Genomic DNA, 18,133 nt, shown 5'->3' on the forward strand with positions numbered 1-18,133 from the left:
TTTTGAGCATTATACGCTGATTTGATTAAAATTACCAAAAGTTTTTATTAAATTTATTTGTCATAAAAACCACTTAATCCAACAAAATAAATTTTCTTAATTATTACTCCATTGTAAATAATGTTATCAACAACCCAAACCGCTTTTAAAACCCTAAAATTTACAAGTATTTTGTGGTATGATAAGCGTTTTTTATTTTGCCTGCACATATTCTATGACCGCCTTATCGCCTAGCCCATCTGACATTCTCATCGCTTTTGATACCATTTTTGAGCAATGCTCTATCGCCATTTTGCAAAATGACACCATCATCTACACCGAGACCGTGGCGGGCGGGCGTGGGCAAACGGAGATTATATTGCCCATGCTTAACAAGGCATTACATACGGCAGGCGTGGATATAAAAGACGTCAAGGCATGGGCGTTTAACCGTGGGCCGGGGGCGTTTAGTGGCATTCGTATTAACACCGCCCTAGTCCAAGCCCTATCTGTCGCCAATGACGCACCGTGTATCGGCATATCTAGCCTGCACGCCTTGGCGTTTATGGCGTGTGAACAAGAGAGCATGGCAAACGGCACAACGATAACCGCCGTGATAGACGCTCGCCAAAACCAAGTCTATGCAGGGGATTTTGTGGTGCAAAACGCTCTGCCCATTGCCCAAAGCGAATGTCTATTAGATTATGACAAGCGTGTAGAGACCGACATTGTCGTGGGGGACGGGGTGGATTTGGTGGCGACAGATGCCAAACAATTACGCCTAAATCCAACTGCCTGCCACATCGCACGGCTTGCCTATCCGCTATTTTTAAAGGGCGAGACGGTAACGGCAGAAAACGCCTTACCCGTTTATCTTAGAAATAACGCTTGGAAAACATTGGCAGAGCAAGGCAAAAAATAATTAACCAATTTTAAAATGAAATATGGGGCAGTTTATTCACCCAATCATTTATATGCCAATAATTTTATATTTTTAAAATGGCATTGTTCAATAAAGATACACTCTACAAAATGAAAAAGTACCACGGTTTTCTGTTCGTGGCGAGCCTGTCGAACCATGACGGAAACCGACCCTCAGGCAGGCTTGTGGCGAACGGTTTCCGTAGTAAAATTAAATTTTGTTGGCTGTATATTTTAAAATTTGGATGTGCAAGGGCAAATTACATTCACCCAATCATTTAATGCCAAAAAATTATTTAACCCCCAATCCATACCGCCAATAAATATTGGTAAATTTAAATAAAGAGTCATATTTTGGATATTTTATTATTTATCAAAGCCGTTATCATGGGCATTGTCGAAGGCATTACCGAGTTTTTGCCGATTTCTAGCACAGGCTATATGATTTTGTCGGCAGACATCATGAATTTTTGGGACAAAGACAAGCGAGATTTGTTCATTATTTTTGTTCAGCTTGGGGCGATTTTGGCGGTCATTTATGACTATTGGGGCAGGTTGTGGACGGCATTTATGGGGCTACTGACAGGCAAGGCGGACGGCATGACCAACCCCCGTGGACTGGGTATCTCGCTCATTATCGCCACCATTCCTGTCATGGTTGTCGGCTTTACCCTAAAAGACTTTATCACAGGCACGCTTTTTCATCCGCTTGTCGTGGCGACCATGCTTATTATTGGGGCACTCCTCATCATCTATGTAGAAAAACACCCACGCCCCATTAAGGCACAAGAAGCCGAACATATTGACTTTAAAATGGCGTTAAAAATCGGACTGGCTCAATGCCTTGCCCTAATCCCTGGTACCAGTCGCTCTGGGGCGACCATTATCGGGGCGTTGTGGTTTGGGGCATCTCGCAAATCCGCCACCGAATTTTCGTTCTTTTTGGGCATTCCTGTCATTGTCGGGGCAGGACTTTTGGAGCTTATTGAGAAAAAAGACGTGCTACAAACAGGAGAAGATTGGGCGATTTTGGGCGTGGGAACAGCGGTGTCTTTTGTTGTTGCCCTGCTATGTATTCGCCTTTTGGTAGCATGGGTATCCAAAAAAGACTTTATGATTTTTGCCTATTTGCGGATTATCACAGGCGTGATTGTGTTATTGGCGTATTTTGTGTTTGGTTATCAAATTCAAGGGTAATTATTTAGGTGATTTTGTAGGGGCGAATTGCAATTCGCCCTATATTTAAATGACAAATTAAAAGGCAACATTTTGAATATTAACATCATTGGCACCGAACAAGACAAAGCATTATTTGATACATTGGACGTTATTAATAAAACCCACAATTTGTCTTTAAAGTTATCTTTTCATGCTTTATCAAAATTAAGTGATAAATTTATCTCATCATTTGCCAATGATAATATCAATACGCCTTTAATTGCTATTATAAAAAATACCCCAACCTTAATTAAAATTGACAACAATGCCATTATAAAATCATCATTAAATTGGCAAGCCCTAACCAAACGTATCGTAACCGCAGGGCGAAAGTCCGAGCTGATATTGCAAGCAAGTAAATTAACGTCCGACATGAGCGTGATAGACGGTACGGCAGGCTTTGGGCAGGACGGATTGATATTGGCAAGCACAGGGGCAAATGTAATCATGATAGAACAACATCCTATCGTGGCAATGCTACTATTATTTGAACATCAAATGATGAATGCCAATCCAAATTGGCAAAAATTATTAAGCCGAATTACGATTTATCATGGTAATTTTTTGAATACTGATTTTATGGCGACCTTACCAAAGGCGGATATGATTTATCTTGACCCCATGTTTCCGTCTGACAGTTATTCTGCCAAAGTGGGCAAAACCATGCAAGTATTACATGATTTGGCAAATCCGCCAAGCGATGATGATGAAAAACGATTTTTGGATAGTGCCCATGCTCAATTAAAAGACAATGGCAAAATCATCATCAAACGCCCCTTATCCGCCCCCCATTTGGCAAATAAAACGCCATTGCAAAGCGTGGCAAATGATGCAATACGGTTTGATAGATATTAGGTGATTTATGAAAATAGAATATATTCTACTTGGGTTATTATTACTTAGCTTTGTGAATGATATTTTTCAAAAACGCAAATATCAAAAACTTTGGCAAGCGGTAGATAAAACCAAATACGTCAATCGCTATCGTGAAATCATTGCCCAAACCAAAGACCAAACCCAAGCGATAAAACAATTACGCCAAGAATTTGATGAGTTGGGGTTATTGCAAGCGGTGGAGATTAGTCAACTTGCCCATCAAGACAAGAGTTAGATTTTAGATGGGATATTTTCCACTTGTGGCAATTTTAGAGTTTATAAAGCATACATCCCTGTATTTATGTATGATAAATTTGTAGTAATTTGAAAGCTTATGGCATGTTTTCTTGATCGCAAGTCAAAAGAAAATTCATAAAACAGCCAAAAACCCCCAAGATTTTTTGGGTAAAATTTGCTACAATAGGGGGCATTTACCCCAACCCATAAGGACTGCTATGAAAATTTTAGTTACAGGTACAGGCGGACGTGAGCACGCCTTAGCGTGGGCATGTGCCAAAGATGACAGAGTACAGACGGTCTATGTCGCTCGTGGCAATGCAGGCACGGCAAGCGAACCCAAACTCCAAAACGTGGATTTGGACATTACCGACCACCCTGCCGTGATTGAGTTTTGTCAGACTCATGACATCACCTTTGTGCTTGTGGGGGCGGAAGCTCCGCTTGTGGCGGGCATTGTGGACGATTTAGAGCGTGCTGGCGTGCGTGCGTGGGGCTGTTCACAATACTGCTCACAGCTAGAAGGCTCCAAGGCGTTTGCCAAAGATTTTATGAAAAAAGTCGGCATTCCCACCGCCTTTTATGAAGTCTTTACCGATGTGGAGACAGCAAAAGACTTTGTCCGCTCTAAGGGTACGCCCATTGTCATCAAGGCAGACGGCTTGGCGGCAGGTAAGGGCGTGATTGTGGCAATGGACGAGAGCGAAGCCTTTGGTGCCATTGATGATATGCTATCAGGCAATAAATTTGGTCAAGCAGGGAGCCGTGTTGTCATCGAAGAGTTTTTGGCAGGCGAAGAAGCGTCCTTTATTTGCATGATTGATGGCGATAACATCTTGCCGATGGCAACCAGTCAAGACCACAAACGCATTTTTGAAGGCGATAAAGGGGCAAATACAGGCGGTATGGGAGCGTACAGCCCTGCCCCTGTGGTAACAGCGGACGTACATGATAAGGTTATTGAGCGTGTGATCCGCCCTGTCGTGGACGAGATGAGGGCAAATGGCACGCCTTATAAAGGCTTTTTGTACGCAGGCTTAATGATAAATGACGCAGGCGACCCTTATGTGATTGAGTTTAATTGCCGATTTGGCGACCCTGAGACTCAGCCGATTATGATGCGATTAAAGTCGTCTTTGGTTGAGCTGATTTTGGCAGGACTAGACGGCAAATTGCCCGTCAGTGCAGAATGGACGGACGAAGTGGCGTTAGGCATTGTCCTTGCCAGTCGTGGCTATCCAGAGAGTTCATCATCAGGCGATGTGATTACAGGTTTGCCAGATGTGCAGGACGACCTAAAAGTATTCCACGCAGGCACAAAGGCAGAGAACGGACAAATCCTAACCAATGGTGGACGAGTGCTGTGCGTTACCGCACTTGGAGCAAGCGTGGCGGATGCCCAAGCTCGTGCGTTGGCAAGCTGTGGTACGATTGCCTTTGACGGTATACAGTACCGCCGTGATATTGGCTGGCGTGCGATTGGGCGTTAGTTTTTATCTTGATATAGAGTCAAATGCAGTCGTGTTTGGCTCTATTTTTTTATAAAATAATGAACATTTTTTATAAAACCTGCTCCATGCCTTGACCCAATCGTATGATGATGATTAAATAATCATTCTAGCTAAGTATATCAAGCAACACCCCAATATAAGGACATAATAACAATGAAATCCCCCTATCTCACCAAATCCCCCACTTTTTGGCTCGGTATGCTCGCCACCGTCTGTATCGTCATCGGTGTGCGTGAGCTTGCCTTAGTTGTTTGCACCGCTTTGGGAATGCCGACCGCCACCAACATTGTCGGCTTGGTGTCACTCTTTGCCATACTTATGGGCGTGCGTCTCGTTAAGGGCGGTTTGCCAAATTGGCTATCGTCATCGGCAAGCGTGCTACTTGTAGATAGTGGATTTGCGTTTTTGCCTGTGTCGGCAGGGGCAGGGATTTTGCTGTTTGGGCTTGGGTCGGATTTACTTGCCGTGTCGGCGGTCATCGTGCTCAGCACCGTGATACCGCTTTGGGCGTTTGCCAAATTGTCCCAAAACTGGCTAAAAGGCACGGACGATAAAGGAGAAAATCATGCCAACCCTTGACAGCACCACGATTTTTATCGCCTTTGTCGTTACGCTCATCGCTCATATCGGGGCAAAATATGTGTTACGCTATATCAACAAATACTTTCGTGGCATACCGATGATTATCATCGCCATTGTGCTGACGCTTATCATCATTGCCATAATTCAACTGCCTTATAATACGTATTACGCCCATGCCAAACCTGTCTTTGACCGCTTGCTTGGGTATAGCACCGTCCTGCTTGCTGTCCCCTTAGCGGGCATGGATTTTAAGGGCTTGCCTGTCAAAAAGCTGTCTATCATTGTTGTCATGGCAAGTCTTGTTGGGGCGATTGTGCCGATGAGTTTGGCGTATGTGTTTAGCCTAAATATACAGACGATTTTGGGCTTTGCCACACGGTCAGTTACCACGCCTGTGGGCTTGTCGGTTGCCCAAATCATTGACGCACCGCTTGTGCTCGCCAATCTTATCATTATCGTGTCGGGGATTTTGGGAGCGGGGGTGTGCCGTATTTTGTTCAAAAACATCACAGACGACCGAGCAAAAGGCTTGGCACTGGGTCTGGTTGCTCACGCCATTGGTACGGTCGAAGCATGGACAATCAGCCCCACCGCAGGGCGATACGCTGCCTTTGGGCTTGCCATTAATGGCTTGGTAACGGCGGTATGGTTGCCGATGGCAATATTGTGGTTATTAAAATGATGATTTATCAAGGGCAAATAAATTACCCATACACGTCCAAATTTTAAATCATCTTGATTCAATAATACCAAACAAAATGTCTATTTGGGTACTTTTATTTTAGTCAATACGCTTGCCTGTTTTGTCTATATAAAATTCTTCGCCGTTTAGCATTACTGGGACTTTATTATTTTCAAAATTACCAGCATAATCATATTTAATAGGAATAACTATCTTACCCGTTTTATCCATAAATCCCCATTTTTCATTTTGCTTAACCTTTGCCAAACTTCCTAAAAATTTGCCAATATAATCATATTGGGTAGGGATAATCACTTTGCCCGTCTTGTTAATATATCCCCACTTATTATTTTGTTCAACACTTGCCAGGCCGTCTGAAAAGCTCCAAGCAAAATCGTATTGAATGGGAATAATTACTTCGCCTGTTTTATCAATAAATCCCCATTTGTCGTTTTGTTTAACACTCGCCAAGCCCTCTTCAAAACCCCAAGTCAAATCATACTGAACGGGAATGACTATCTTGCCTGTTTTATCAACAAAACCGTATTTTTTGTTTTTCTGTACAATCGCCAAATCATCTATTAAACAATCAACCAAATCATATCCCATTACCTGCGGTTTTTCGCACGCTAAAGCAGATAAGGGCAAAAGGGATAGGGCAACAATAAGGGGCTTGATATTCATGATAATCTCCTAAAAGGCATGGGGTTATCATAATCAATTTGGGCGACATTGACAAGCATGTTTTTCTTTTCCTATTAAGAAAAGATACATCAACCAAACCGCTATTTATTTACCACTTTTAAAGATTTATAATAGGATAAATTTTAAAAACATCAGGTATTTTTATGATTATCCCTAGACTGTCGCACGAGCGTGGTTTTGCCGAGCATGGTTGGCTAAAAAGTCGCCATAGCTTTTCGTTTGCCGATTATTATGACCCCAATTTTATGGGCTTTTCTGCCCTCAGAGTCATTAACGAAGACTGGATAGCCCCGAGCATGGGTTTTGGTATGCACCCACACAAGGACATGGAGATTTTGACCTATGTACTGTCAGGGGCAGTCGCCCACAAGGACAGCATGGGTAACAGCGAGACCGTGCCAGCAGGCGAGTTTCAGCTTATGTCGGCAGGGACGGGTGTGCGTCATTCGGAGTTCAACCCGAGCGACACGGACGAGCTACATTTGTACCAAATCTGGATAATGCCCAACCGCATGGGCGTAACCCCACGCTATGAGCAGGCAAGGTTTGATGAGTACATGGGCGGTACGCTAATCCTATCGCCCACAGGGGAGAGCGGGTCGTTTGTGGTGTATCAAGACACAAAACTGTGGCGGTATCAGTTGGACGGCGAGCAGAGCGTAAGCCTTGATAAAGGCAGAGCCTACTGGCTACAAATCGCCAAAGGGTCTGTTGTGATAAATGGCGAGCAGTATCAAGCAGGCGATGCGGCAGCGATGATTGATGAGAACCAAATCATCGCCCAAAGTGATGAATTTGCAGAATTTTTGTTGTTTGATTTGCCGAGGTCGTAGGTTTGGTGTGGCGTATTTTGCCCTTTTTATTGACCTTAAAACAGACAAGTTTGGCTTGTCTGTTTTTTGTTTGGGTTTTTATTTAGGGTTTAATTGATGCATTTAAAATGAATGGAATTTAACCATTTATCAACAGTTTTCGCCTTGACAAAAATGAGTTTTAATCACAAAATTACGCTTTTGCAACGCACACAAAATGGCAGGAGAGCGGTATGATTACCGAGTCTTTGGTGGATGTCTCACGGCTACAATTTGCCGTTACAGCATTATTTCACTTTTTGTTTATCCCTCTAACGCTTGGCATGACATGGCTACTTGTCATCATGGAGTCGGTATATGTCATCACAGGCAAAGAGATTTGGAAGGACATGACCCGATTTTGGGGCAAGCTCTTTGGCATCAACTTTGCCTTAGGCGTTACCACAGGCATTACGATGGAGTTTCAGTTTGGGACGAACTGGGCGTATTATTCGCACTATGTCGGCGATGTGTTTGGAGCCCCCCTTGCCATTGAAGGCTTGATGGCGTTTTTCTTAGAATCCACGATGGTGGGGCTGTTTTTCTTTGGCTGGGAGCGAATGAGCCGTGTGCAACATCTCATCACCACCATACTCATGGCACTGGGAACCAACCTGTCGGCTCTGTGGATTTTGATTGCCAATGGCTGGATGCAAAACCCCGTGGGAGCAGAGTTCAACTACCTTACCATGCGTATGGAAATGACAAGCTTTACCGAGATTTTGCTAAACCCTGATGCTCAAAATAAATTTGTTCATACCGTCTCGGCAGGCTATGTGGTCGGAGCGATGTTTGTGCTGTCGGTGTCGGCTTGGTATCTGCTCAAAGGGCGTGATGTCGCCTTTGCCAAACGCAGTTTTCATGTGGCAGCCGCCTTTGGTTTTGCGTCCATTTGTAGTACCATTGTGCTGGGTGATGAGTCGGGTTACTCTATCGGACTGGCTCAGCAGACCAAACTTGCCACCATGGAAGCGATGTGGGAGACCGAGCCTGCCCCTGCCAGTTTTAATCTGGTGGCACTCATCAACGAAAAAGAAGAGAAAAACGACTGGGCGATACATATCCCCTATGCCATGGGCATCATTGGCACACGCTCGCTAGATAAGGAGATACTAGGCATTCATGACATTAAGGAGATTAACGAAGAGCGAATCGTCAGCGGTATCTTTGCGGTGAGTGCCTTAGATGAGATGCGTGCGAGCATGGCAGACGGTAAGGCGGTCAATCCTGAGACACTGGCACAGTTTGAACATCACAAAAACGATTTGGGCTTTGGGCTACTACTCAAAAAATACACCCATGATGTTACCCAAGCCACCCCTAACATGGTCAAATCTGCCACCAATGACACCATTCCTAGGGTAACGCCCATGTTCTGGACGTTTCGTATCATGGTCGGTTTGGGCTTTTTGATGCTCGTATTATTTTCCTTATCGCTGTTTTTCACCATTAAGGGCAATTTTATGGACAAAAAATGGCTGTTAAAATTTGCCGTCATCATGCTCCCTGCCCCATGGATAGCCGCCGAAGCAGGTTGGTTTGTTGCCGAATATGGTCGTCAGCCGTGGACGGTATATGGCGTGTTGCCCACGCATTTGTCGGTATCTAACATCGCCATTAGTAACGTGATATGGTCGCTGATTGGCTTTGTGGTGTTTTATACCATTTTGTTTATCATTGAGATTTATCTCATGCAAAAATACGTCCGTCTGGGCCCTGCCAGTCTCGGCACAGGGCGGTATTTTGGCGAAAAAAGCGACAAAAACATCATCAACCCCAATGAATTTAAAGGAGTATAACCATGTTATTTGATTATGAAACCCTAAAATTCATCTGGTGGCTCATCATCGGTGTCCTGCTCATTGGCTTTGCCATCATGGACGGTCATGACATGGGCGTGTGTAGCCTATTGCCCTTTATCAGTAAAACGGACAAAGAACGGCGTGTGGTCATCAACACCATTGGCGCTCATTGGGAAGGCAATCAGGTGTGGTTTATTACCGCAGGCGGGGCGATTTTTGCTGCCCTGCCCCTGTTGTACGCCACGGCATTTAGTGGCTTTTATTGGGCGTTAATGGCGGCATTGTGGGCGTTGTTTTTTCGACCTGTGGGGTTTAAATACCGCAGCATGGTCAAAGATGAACGCTGGCGAACGGCATGGGATTGGGGGCTGTTTATCGGCTCGTTCGTCCCTGCTCTGATTTTTGGGGTGGCGTTTGGCAACTTATTTTTGGGCGTGCCATTTGGCTTTGACAATCAGCTTGTTTCTACTTATACCGGCTCGTTTTGGGGTTTATTGTCGCCCTTTGCCCTGCTCTGCGGTCTGGTGAGCGCCTTTATGATGATAACCCAAGGCGGGGTGTATCTGGCTCATCGCACGGTCGATGACATCCAAACTCGCACCAAAAAATTAACCACCGTCTCCGCCGTCATCATGTCGGTGTTATTTGTACTGGCAGGCTTTTGGGTGGCAAATCTTGACGGCTATGTCATCACCAGTTCGGTGGACAAAAACTCCTTGATTGACCCCACAAGTAAGACCGTCATCACCGAGCAGGGGGCGTGGCTTGCCAACTTTAAGGCTCATGGAGCGTTGTGGTTATTTCCTGCCTTAGGCGTCATCATGCCTATCGTGGCGGTGCTTGTCATGAAAGCAGAACGCACCTTGACTGCCTTTGTGTTGTCTAGCGTGGGCGTGCTTGGGGTAATTATGACCGCAGGGGTCGCCTTATTCCCCTTTTATATGCCGTCATCGTCCGACCCCCGTTCAAGCCTGACCGTATGGGACAGCACGTCCAGTCAGCTCACGCTCATGGTGATGGTCTATGTGGTGGTCTTTATCCTACCTGTGGTGGTCAGCTACACAAGCTGGGCGTACGCCATCATGCGAGGCAAAGTTACCAAAGCCTACATCAAAGAGAACGAACATACACTATATTAGGAGACAACTCATGTGGTATTTTGCGTGGATATTGGGCTTGGGCTTTGCTGTGCTGTTGGCGATTATCAGTGCCGTGTGGGTGGAGTTTGAAGACAGCCGAGAAGAGGCGTTTTATGGTAAGGATAAGGAGCGTGATGATTAGATGCGTTTTTTACGTTAACTTCAACCTTAACTTAACATATATTGATTATTGGGTGATTGGTTGTGGATTTGTAGGGGCAAATCACATTTGCCCTGTGATAAAGTCTTGATTTTTAGGCGAACAAATTGCCCCTACACGCCCAAATTTTAACATATATCTTTATTGAGCAATACCATTTTTTAAACTGTCTGGGCAAATATGATTTTCCCTTGATAAATCAATTACTTATATAATACAGCCATAAAATCAAACATCGGACAAAATATTGTCCGATTTTTCACAATCCCAATAACAAACCCTGCCAACAGACAGGGTTTTTATCATTATGCCACCGCTTTTTGTGGTTCTTTTTGGCGAATAAAGGCATACAGTATACCAGTTACCAGACTACCGACCGTAATAGCCACCAGATACATGAGTGGTTGTGAGACGAACGGTATCACAAACAGTCCGCCATGCGGTGCTTGCAGCCCGATACCAAGCCCCATAGAAATCGCCCCTGCCAATGCCCCACCAACCACGGACGCGATAATCACACGAGCAGGGTCAGCCGCCACAAAAGGCAATGCCCCTTCTGAGATAAAGCACAGACCCAACACAAAGGACGCTTTGCCGGCGTTACGCTGATTGTCATTGAACTTATTTTTGGCAATCCACGTCGCTATCGCCATGCCAATGGGTGGCACCATGCCCCCTGCCATTGCCGCCGCAATCGGTGTAAACACCCCTGAGGCAATCATACCCACCGAGAACGTATAAGCTGCCTTATTCACAGGGCCACCCATGTCGGTACACATCATCGCCCCCAAAATCAGCCCTAAGATAATGGCATTGGTGTCATTCATGGTTTTTAGCCACTCGGTTAGGGCGGTCATGAGTGCCGCCACAGGCGGATTAATGGCATAGACCATGAGCAGACCAACGATGAGCGAACCCAATAACGGCAATATCAAAATCGGCTTTAAGGACGTCAAACTGGCAGGTAGTTTGATGACATCATTTAAAAACTTGACCGTATAACCTGTCAAAAAACCAGCAATGATACCGCCTAAAATCCCTGCCCCTGCGGTATTGGCAAGCATACCACCAATCAGACCCACCGCCAAACCGGGGCGGTCAGCGATAGAGTAAGCCACATAGCCGGCAAACACCGCTATCATCAAGGCGAACGCACCACCGCCACCGATGTCCATAAGTGCTTTGGGTAAGCCAAAGGCAATGCTCTCATCTTTAAAGGCTTCCACGCCAAACATAAAGGACATGGCAATGAGCAACCCACCTGCCACCACGAGTGGCAACATATGCGACACGCCTGTCATTAGGTGCTTATACAGCCCCTTTTTCTCATCGCTCTCGCCTGCCGTACTTGCACTTTGGGTGCCACCATAGACACTTGCTTGATGAAAGGCTTTGGCAAATTCTTGCTCGGTTTTTTTGAGTGCCAACCCTGTGGACGTGCGGTACATTTTTTTGCCACTAAATTTGGACAAATCCACGTCAATATCCGCCGCCACAAACACCAAATCCGCCTGTGCCACTTCGTCTGCCGTAATGGCATTACCCACGCCAACCTGCCCACGGGTCTCCACCTTGATGTTCCAACCCTGTGCTTTGGCATAGTTCTCAATGGCTTCTGCCGACATAAAGGTGTGAGCCACCCCTGTCGGGCAAGCAGTTACCGCCACGATGTTACGCACCGACGAAGTTGCCGACTTTAAAACCGCTTGGTCGGTTTGGGTAGGCGTAAGCAGTGCATTTAAATAATCCACATTGCCAAATTTGGCTGAGTCAAGCTCGTGCTGATTTAGATAAATGACCTGCTTGGTACTGGCTCGCTCATCATCAGTGATGACAACGCTCACACCATGAGCGGTGTTTTTGTCTGTAGTAAATTGTGCGTCAATGCCATTTTTTTGCAAACTGGCAACCAACTGCTTGGCAATGAGCAAGCCATAAGCAGAATTATCCGCCACGCTAATGGCATAAGTTTTGTTTGTCATAGGGTTTGCCTATTTTTATTTTTAAATTTTTAAATTTTAATGCTTAACATGAGTATGATTAAGACAGTTTTATCAAGGCAAATCAATCTGCCTTATACCTAATTTTTTAAAATGCGTTTTTAAACTGCCTTCAACTTAGATTAAGCCAATTTTTCCACAGACACTTGTCCAATTAGGTCATTTAGCACGTCCTGTTCTGGCACTTTAAAGCCAATGATAGAGACCGCATGAGCCGATAATGCAGTGGCACGCACTAACGCCGTCTGTGGCTCGTCATTGGCTAATAACCCAAAAATCATGCCTGCCACAAAGGTATCGCCTGCTCCGACTGTGCTTTTGATTTTCATGGTTGGCGGAACGGCACGATACAGCTCACGAGTCTCGCCATGACGTCTTAGCCAATGTACGCCCCGCTCGCCCATAGACACAAAAATATGTTCAATATCACTGTGAATCTCATCAAAAAGTGCCACCTGCTCATCTAGACTCTCAACAGGCACGCCAAAGACTTCGGTCAGCTCATCGGTGTTGGGCTTGATGAGCCATAACGGATACCGCATGGCGATTTTTAGAGCCTCGCCACTGACATCAACCGCCACTTTGCCGTGGATATTTGTCAGCAGAGCAAGCAAATGGTCAAAGTCAGGCAAACCAAAACCCGTCGCCAAACTGCCAGCAATCAGCACCGCATCACAGGCAGGGGCAAGCTCTGCCACCTGCTCAAAAAAGTGCAGTTTGTCCGTCTCGGTCACCACAAAGCCCTGACCATTGACATCTGTGGTACGACCGATACCATCGACCACATCGGCAAGTTTAATGTTGGTGCGAGTAATGCCTGCCACTCGCACAAAGCTGTCAGTAACCCAACCTAGATTCTCGCTGTGGTTTAGAGCATCACGCTCATCAAAGAGTCGGTTAAAAATACCGTCATTGTCACCACCCAAAAACCCTGTGGCAACGGCATTCACGCCCAAATCCGCCAAAATTTGAGCAGCGTTTAGACCTTTGCCCGCAGCATCCATCTGACTGGATAAGGCACGATTCACCGCCCCCAGTGTTAGCATATCAAGACTGACCGTCATGTCAATGGCAGGGTTTAGGGTAATACAAAGCACTTGCATATTACACCCCCATCACCAAAGCACGCACTTCGCCAGCGGTGCGACAGGACAGGGCTTTTTTGGCAAGGTACCCGCAATCGGCAAAGTTAAGCTCACGTACCACCGCCTTGGCAAGGGCGATATTACCTGCCGACATGGACAGCTCGTCCACACCCAGCCCTACCAATATCGGTATGGCTCGCTCATCGCCTGCCAGCTCGCCACACACGCCCACCCACTTGCCGTGAGCATGGGCGTTGGCAACGGTGTTTTGGATAAGCCGAAGTACGCTTGGGTGCAGACCGTCAGCATCCTTTGAGAGCGTAGCATGGCCACGGTCAATGGCAAGGGCATACTGAGTCAAGTCGTTGGTGCCAATGCTAAAAAAGTCCACTTCACTGGCAAAAATATCCGCCATGACCGCCGCACTTGGTACTTCTATCATCATACCCACTTGGAGCTTATCATGGGGATAATCACTCAGCACTTTATCTAGTATCGCTTTGGCATCATGCCACTCTTCTAATCTACCCACCATGGGGAACATGATACGCAAATCACGCCCCTTGGACGCTTTAATCAAGGCGATGAGCTGATTTTCCAATAAAGCAGGTTGTCTGAGGGTCAAGCGAATGCCACGCACCCCCAAAAATGGGTTGTCTTCAAACGGCATGGGTAGATATGGCAAAGGTTTATCGCCACCGACATCTAAGGTACGCACCACGAGCGGACGACCATCTAAGGCATCAAACACCTGCGTGTAATCCATCACCTGCGTATCAATGTCAGGCACGCTCTGATGACTCATAAACACAAGCTCGGTACGCAGTAGTCCCACCGCTTCTGCCCCACTCTCTACCGCCATCTTGGTATCGTGGACATTACCTAGATTGACCGCAATCTCCACTTGATGACCATCTTGGGTGATGGCAGGGTTTAGGGCGGTTTCACTGGCTAGGCGTTTACGCTCCGCCCAACTGGCTTGCTCGGCTTTGGCAACCGCCACCATCTCATCGGTCGGTGCAACCACAAACCAACCTTGACCGCCATCTATCAGCACCCGCTCGCCATCGTTAACGTCAAGCACGCCCTTGCCTGCCCCCACAATCGCAGGAATACCCAACGCTCGGGCGACGATGGCACTGTGCGAACTGGCACCACCCACCGCCGTGAGAATGCCTGCCACTCGTGCAGGGTCTAGGCGTGCCACATCAGACGGTAGCAGGTCTTCTTTGATAAGTACATAAGGCTCGGCAGGCTCGGTTGCAACCGCTTGACCTGTTAGCTTAGCAAGCACTTTTTGCCCCACATCTCGCAAATCCGCTGCTCGCTCAGCAAGCAGATGATTGGCAACGCTCGCCTGCACTTTTGCCAACTGCTCAATATGAGCATGCCATGCCGCCGCTGCCGATAGCCCATCATCAATACCGTCTTTTGCCCCGTGTGTGACTTCTTCATCATCAAGCAGAGCCACATGAGCAGTAAAAATCTGAGCAATGGACGCTTTCTTGGCAGTCTGAACAATGGCTTTTAGCTCATCTTTGACCGACCCAATCGCCTGTTGCAAACTCGCCCACTCACTCGCCTTATCACCCCCTTGGACAGGATAATCAAACCGGACTTGACGTACCACGAATGCTTCGCCATGAGCCAGTCCCGCTGACGCTGACGTGGCGTGTGTGCGTTCGCCTTTGATGATGGCGGTGTTATCGGTCAAGTCAAGCACGGCAGGTTCATGATTTGCTTTACCACTTTCTTGGCTGTTTGCTTGACTGTTACCTATCGGTGTTACTTCTTCGCCCAGTCCGTCTTGCACCGCTTGGATAAGTTTGGGTAGATACTCAGTCGCATCGGTATTCGGCTCGGCGATGAACGTTAGGCTCTGCCCCCGTGTCGCCCCCAATGAGAGCAGTTTGGTTAGGCTCTTGGCGGAGACATACGCCCCATTATCCACCGCCACTTTTAGCTCGCCTGTCGCTCCTTTGGCAAGCTCAGATAAGGCAGTGGCAGGGCGTGCGTGCAACCCATGAGCGTTGGGCAGTACCACACTTGCCGATTGCCAATGCTCCGCCTTGTCCGCCCCCAAAAATGTCACCAACTCGGGCAGACTGGCATGTTGTAATTTACCGCCAAACTCTGCCGACAACAGCACATCATACAACGCCAACAGCTTATCTTGATTTACCGTTTGGTTACTGGCGATGACCGCCAATGCTCTCATGTCATCATGACCCAGCTTAACCACCCCTTTGGCAACCGCTAAGGCAAAGGCAGGTTCGGCAACCAGTTCATCATGCTCTAAGGTCGCACAGTAGATGGCTTCTGAGAGCTTGGTAAAACTAGGGCGAATGCCTGTGGCACTCACCAATTTACCTTGCTGTTTCAGTAGCGACACCGCCACCTCATACAGCTCATCAGCATCTTTGGCGTTGATGTCGGTTTTGATGAGATTTTCATGGATGCTAAGCGAGCGATTGCCCGTGCCATCCAAGATAGCCAATAGCTCATCGGCACTGGTGGCATGCTTGATACGCCCTTCGATGTCATCGCCCAAGGCTTTGGTTAGCTGTCTTAAAATGGACAAATGCTCATCGGATTTGGCACAAATCCCCACCAACAAATACGCCCGTTCGCCGTCATCATTCCACACCACGCCATCGGCAAAATGCACAAGTCGCACCCCTGTTTGTTGCACACAAGCACGTGATTCTGGCGTGCCATGCGGAATGGCAATCCCCTGCCCCAGATAGGTACTGGTCTGTGCTTCACGGGCTTGCAGTCCTGCAAGATAATCGGCAGTCGCCAGTCCGTCTTCGCTCAATATCTTGGCAAGTAGGGATAAGGCTTCGTCTTTATTGGTAGCCTGTGCATTCATACGCACGTCAGTGGCGGTGAGGTTTAACATAGATTTCCTTATAAGATAAAGGATAATTTAAAATATTGTTTAGGGCGTGTTGAACATTGATAACATTATTTATTAAAATGATGAAAATTTAACGCTTTTATCAATTTTTGCATGAAAAATGGCTAAATCTTGTGGCTCAAAGTCAAAAACTTGTCTGATAGAAGACTCACAGCCTCAAGTTTTTCCCTTGAAAAACGGGCGATTCCCCTGCTTTTCTAAACAGGCATTTTTCATGGCAAATACCAATATTCAACACGCCCTAATAAATTTTAAAAATTTTTACAATACAAACAAAAATCGGCTAATTTTACCATTATTTTTTAAAAAATAATACCAAAAAAGACAAGCCAAATGAGATACTTTTGCAAATGTTGTTTTTACTTTAATTCCAACTTAAAATGGCAGATGATTGATGATTATGTCATTTTTGGGTTGCAGGGACAAATCCCATTTGCCCTTGATGAATCAGGTATTGTTCAATAAAGATATATTTTAAAATTGAACGTGTAGGGGCGAATTATATTCGCCCAAAAATCAATACGTTATCACAGGGCAAATGTGATTTGCCCCTACAAATCCACCCAAAGGTATAGTTAATTAACAATACCATGAATCAATCTGTTATATGGTGTTGCAAATGGGGCATTTTTTAAAAAAACATTATTGGCAAATATCCATTTAAACAGGATTATCAATATCCACAAAAACCACATCAAGCCCAAGCACGTCCGCCAAATGCTCGCCCAACGCCTTGACACCGCCCCGCTCGGTTGCGTGATGACCCGCCCCAAAATAATCCACGCCCAGCTCTCGTGCCAAATGCGTGGTACGCTCGGACGCTTCCCCCGAGATAAACGCCTGACAGCCCATGGCATGAGCTTGGGTTATCATGTCTTGGGCACCGCCTGTGCATAGGGCGATTTTGGTTAGGGTGCGGTTAGGGTCATCGCTGATGTGCAGGGGCATGCGTCCCAACACTTGCTCAATTTTTTTGGCAAAATCGGCAGATGTCGTGGGCGGACAAATGGCAACATTGCCCACAGGGTGTTTTTCATGGGGGTATAACGCCCCTGTGATGGTCAAGCCAAGCTCATCGGCAAGCACTGCATTATTGCCGATGACAGGGTGAGCATCAAGGGGCAGATGATAGGCGATGAGTGAGATGTTGTGTTGGAGCAGAGTGCGAATGCGTTTGCCTTTCATGCCGACCAGTGGGGCAGGCTCGCCTTTCCAAAAATAGCCATGATGTACCAATATCGCTTGGGCGTTTAGCTCTATCGCCTTATCTATCAAAGCTTGGCAAGCGGTAACGCCGGTGATGACTTTACTAATGGGCGTATCGGCATCGACTTGCAGACCGTTGGGGCAATAGTCGTTAAATTCGCTTGCTTGTAGGTATTCATCGCAAAATTTTGCTAAGTTGGTGGGGGTAATTGGGGCGTTTTTGCTCATGGTGTGCCTTTGTGCGTTACTCATTTAAAAT

General features: G+C 46.4%; 16 protein-coding genes. 11 read left to right on the forward strand and 5 right to left on the reverse strand.

Annotated features, from left to right (window positions below):
* Positions 1-214 precede the first annotated feature (214 nt).
* The 7 genes from tsaB (at position 215) to DX073_RS02745 (ending at position 6,006) form a co-directional block, all read left to right on the forward strand.
* A complete protein-coding gene (gene tsaB / locus DX073_RS02715) occupies positions 215-901 on the forward strand; it encodes a tRNA (adenosine(37)-N6)-threonylcarbamoyltransferase complex dimerization subunit type 1 TsaB (RefSeq protein WP_115005281.1) in 687 nt (228 codons plus the stop codon).
* A gap of 353 nt (positions 902-1,254) precedes the next feature.
* A complete protein-coding gene (locus DX073_RS02720; protein WP_115005284.1) occupies positions 1,255-2,097 on the forward strand; it encodes an undecaprenyl-diphosphate phosphatase in 843 nt (280 codons plus the stop codon).
* Between the two features lie 72 nt (positions 2,098-2,169).
* Entirely contained in the window at positions 2,170-2,973 is an 804-nt protein-coding gene (locus DX073_RS02725) for a class I SAM-dependent methyltransferase (RefSeq protein ID WP_181814353.1), read from the forward strand.
* A gap of 7 nt (positions 2,974-2,980) precedes the next feature.
* Positions 2,981-3,229, forward strand: coding sequence for a hypothetical protein (locus DX073_RS02730; protein ID WP_115005289.1), 249 nt, complete (start codon positions 2,981-2,983; stop codon positions 3,227-3,229).
* Positions 3,230-3,449: 220 nt separating this feature from the next.
* Complete coding sequence (purD, locus tag DX073_RS02735) at positions 3,450-4,721, forward strand: phosphoribosylamine--glycine ligase (RefSeq protein ID WP_115005291.1); 1,272 nt, start codon at positions 3,450-3,452, stop codon at positions 4,719-4,721.
* Positions 4,722-4,895: 174 nt separating this feature from the next.
* Positions 4,896-5,321 (forward strand): CidA/LrgA family protein, encoded by a 426-nt coding sequence (locus DX073_RS02740; protein WP_115005294.1) that lies wholly within the window; start codon positions 4,896-4,898, stop codon positions 5,319-5,321.
* A complete protein-coding gene (locus tag DX073_RS02745; RefSeq protein ID WP_115005296.1) occupies positions 5,308-6,006 on the forward strand; it encodes an LrgB family protein in 699 nt (232 codons plus the stop codon). Before DX073_RS02740 ends, DX073_RS02745 begins: the two co-directional genes overlap by 14 nt.
* A 99-nt stretch (positions 6,007-6,105) precedes the next feature.
* Here DX073_RS02745 and DX073_RS02750 read toward each other — a convergent pair whose 3' ends face one another.
* Positions 6,106-6,690 carry a WG repeat-containing protein gene (locus DX073_RS02750; protein WP_115005298.1) on the reverse strand — a complete coding sequence of 195 codons (585 nt, stop codon included), beginning with the start codon at positions 6,688-6,690 and terminating at the stop codon, positions 6,106-6,108.
* 164 nt (positions 6,691-6,854) lie between these two features.
* Between DX073_RS02750 and DX073_RS02755 the strand changes: the two genes are divergently transcribed.
* The 4 genes from DX073_RS02755 (at position 6,855) to cydX (ending at position 10,645) form a co-directional block, all read left to right on the forward strand.
* Complete coding sequence (locus DX073_RS02755) at positions 6,855-7,544, forward strand: pirin family protein (RefSeq protein ID WP_115005300.1); 690 nt, start codon at positions 6,855-6,857, stop codon at positions 7,542-7,544.
* 212 nt (positions 7,545-7,756) lie between these two features.
* A complete protein-coding gene (locus DX073_RS02760) occupies positions 7,757-9,361 on the forward strand; it encodes a cytochrome ubiquinol oxidase subunit I (protein ID WP_115005302.1) in 1,605 nt (534 codons plus the stop codon).
* A 2-nt stretch (positions 9,362-9,363) separates the two neighbouring features.
* Positions 9,364-10,503 carry a cytochrome d ubiquinol oxidase subunit II gene (gene cydB, locus DX073_RS02765; protein WP_115005304.1) on the forward strand — a complete coding sequence of 380 codons (1,140 nt, stop codon included), beginning with the start codon at positions 9,364-9,366 and terminating at the stop codon, positions 10,501-10,503.
* Positions 10,504-10,513: 10 nt separating this feature from the next.
* The gene (gene cydX / locus DX073_RS02770) at positions 10,514-10,645 is read left to right on the forward strand and encodes a cytochrome bd-I oxidase subunit CydX (protein ID WP_078273038.1); all 132 of its coding nucleotides are present in this window, start codon (positions 10,514-10,516) and stop codon (positions 10,643-10,645) included.
* Positions 10,646-10,968: 323 nt separating this feature from the next.
* On the opposite strand, the gene DX073_RS02775 is transcribed toward cydX, so the two are convergent.
* From DX073_RS02775 to DX073_RS02790, 4 genes are all read right to left on the reverse strand, one after another.
* Positions 10,969-12,645, reverse strand: a complete 1,677-nt coding sequence (locus DX073_RS02775) for a fructose-specific PTS transporter subunit EIIC (protein ID WP_115005306.1) — start codon at positions 12,643-12,645, stop codon at positions 10,969-10,971.
* A 140-nt stretch (positions 12,646-12,785) separates the two neighbouring features.
* Positions 12,786-13,766 carry a 1-phosphofructokinase family hexose kinase gene (locus tag DX073_RS02780; protein ID WP_115005308.1) on the reverse strand — a complete coding sequence of 327 codons (981 nt, stop codon included), beginning with the start codon at positions 13,764-13,766 and terminating at the stop codon, positions 12,786-12,788.
* Between the two features lies 1 nt (position 13,767).
* Positions 13,768-16,650: a phosphoenolpyruvate--protein phosphotransferase gene (gene ptsP, locus DX073_RS02785; RefSeq protein WP_115005310.1), complete on the reverse strand. Its 2,883-nt coding sequence runs from the start codon at positions 16,648-16,650 to the stop codon at positions 13,768-13,770.
* 678 nt (positions 16,651-17,328) lie between these two features.
* Complete coding sequence (locus DX073_RS02790) at positions 17,329-18,102, reverse strand: Nif3-like dinuclear metal center hexameric protein (protein WP_115005312.1); 774 nt, start codon at positions 18,100-18,102, stop codon at positions 17,329-17,331.
* Positions 18,103-18,133: the final 31 nt, after the last annotated feature.

The sequence above is a fragment of the Moraxella lacunata genome, from assembly GCF_900453205.1.
Classification (GTDB): Bacteria; Pseudomonadota; Gammaproteobacteria; order Pseudomonadales; family Moraxellaceae; genus Moraxella; species Moraxella lacunata_B.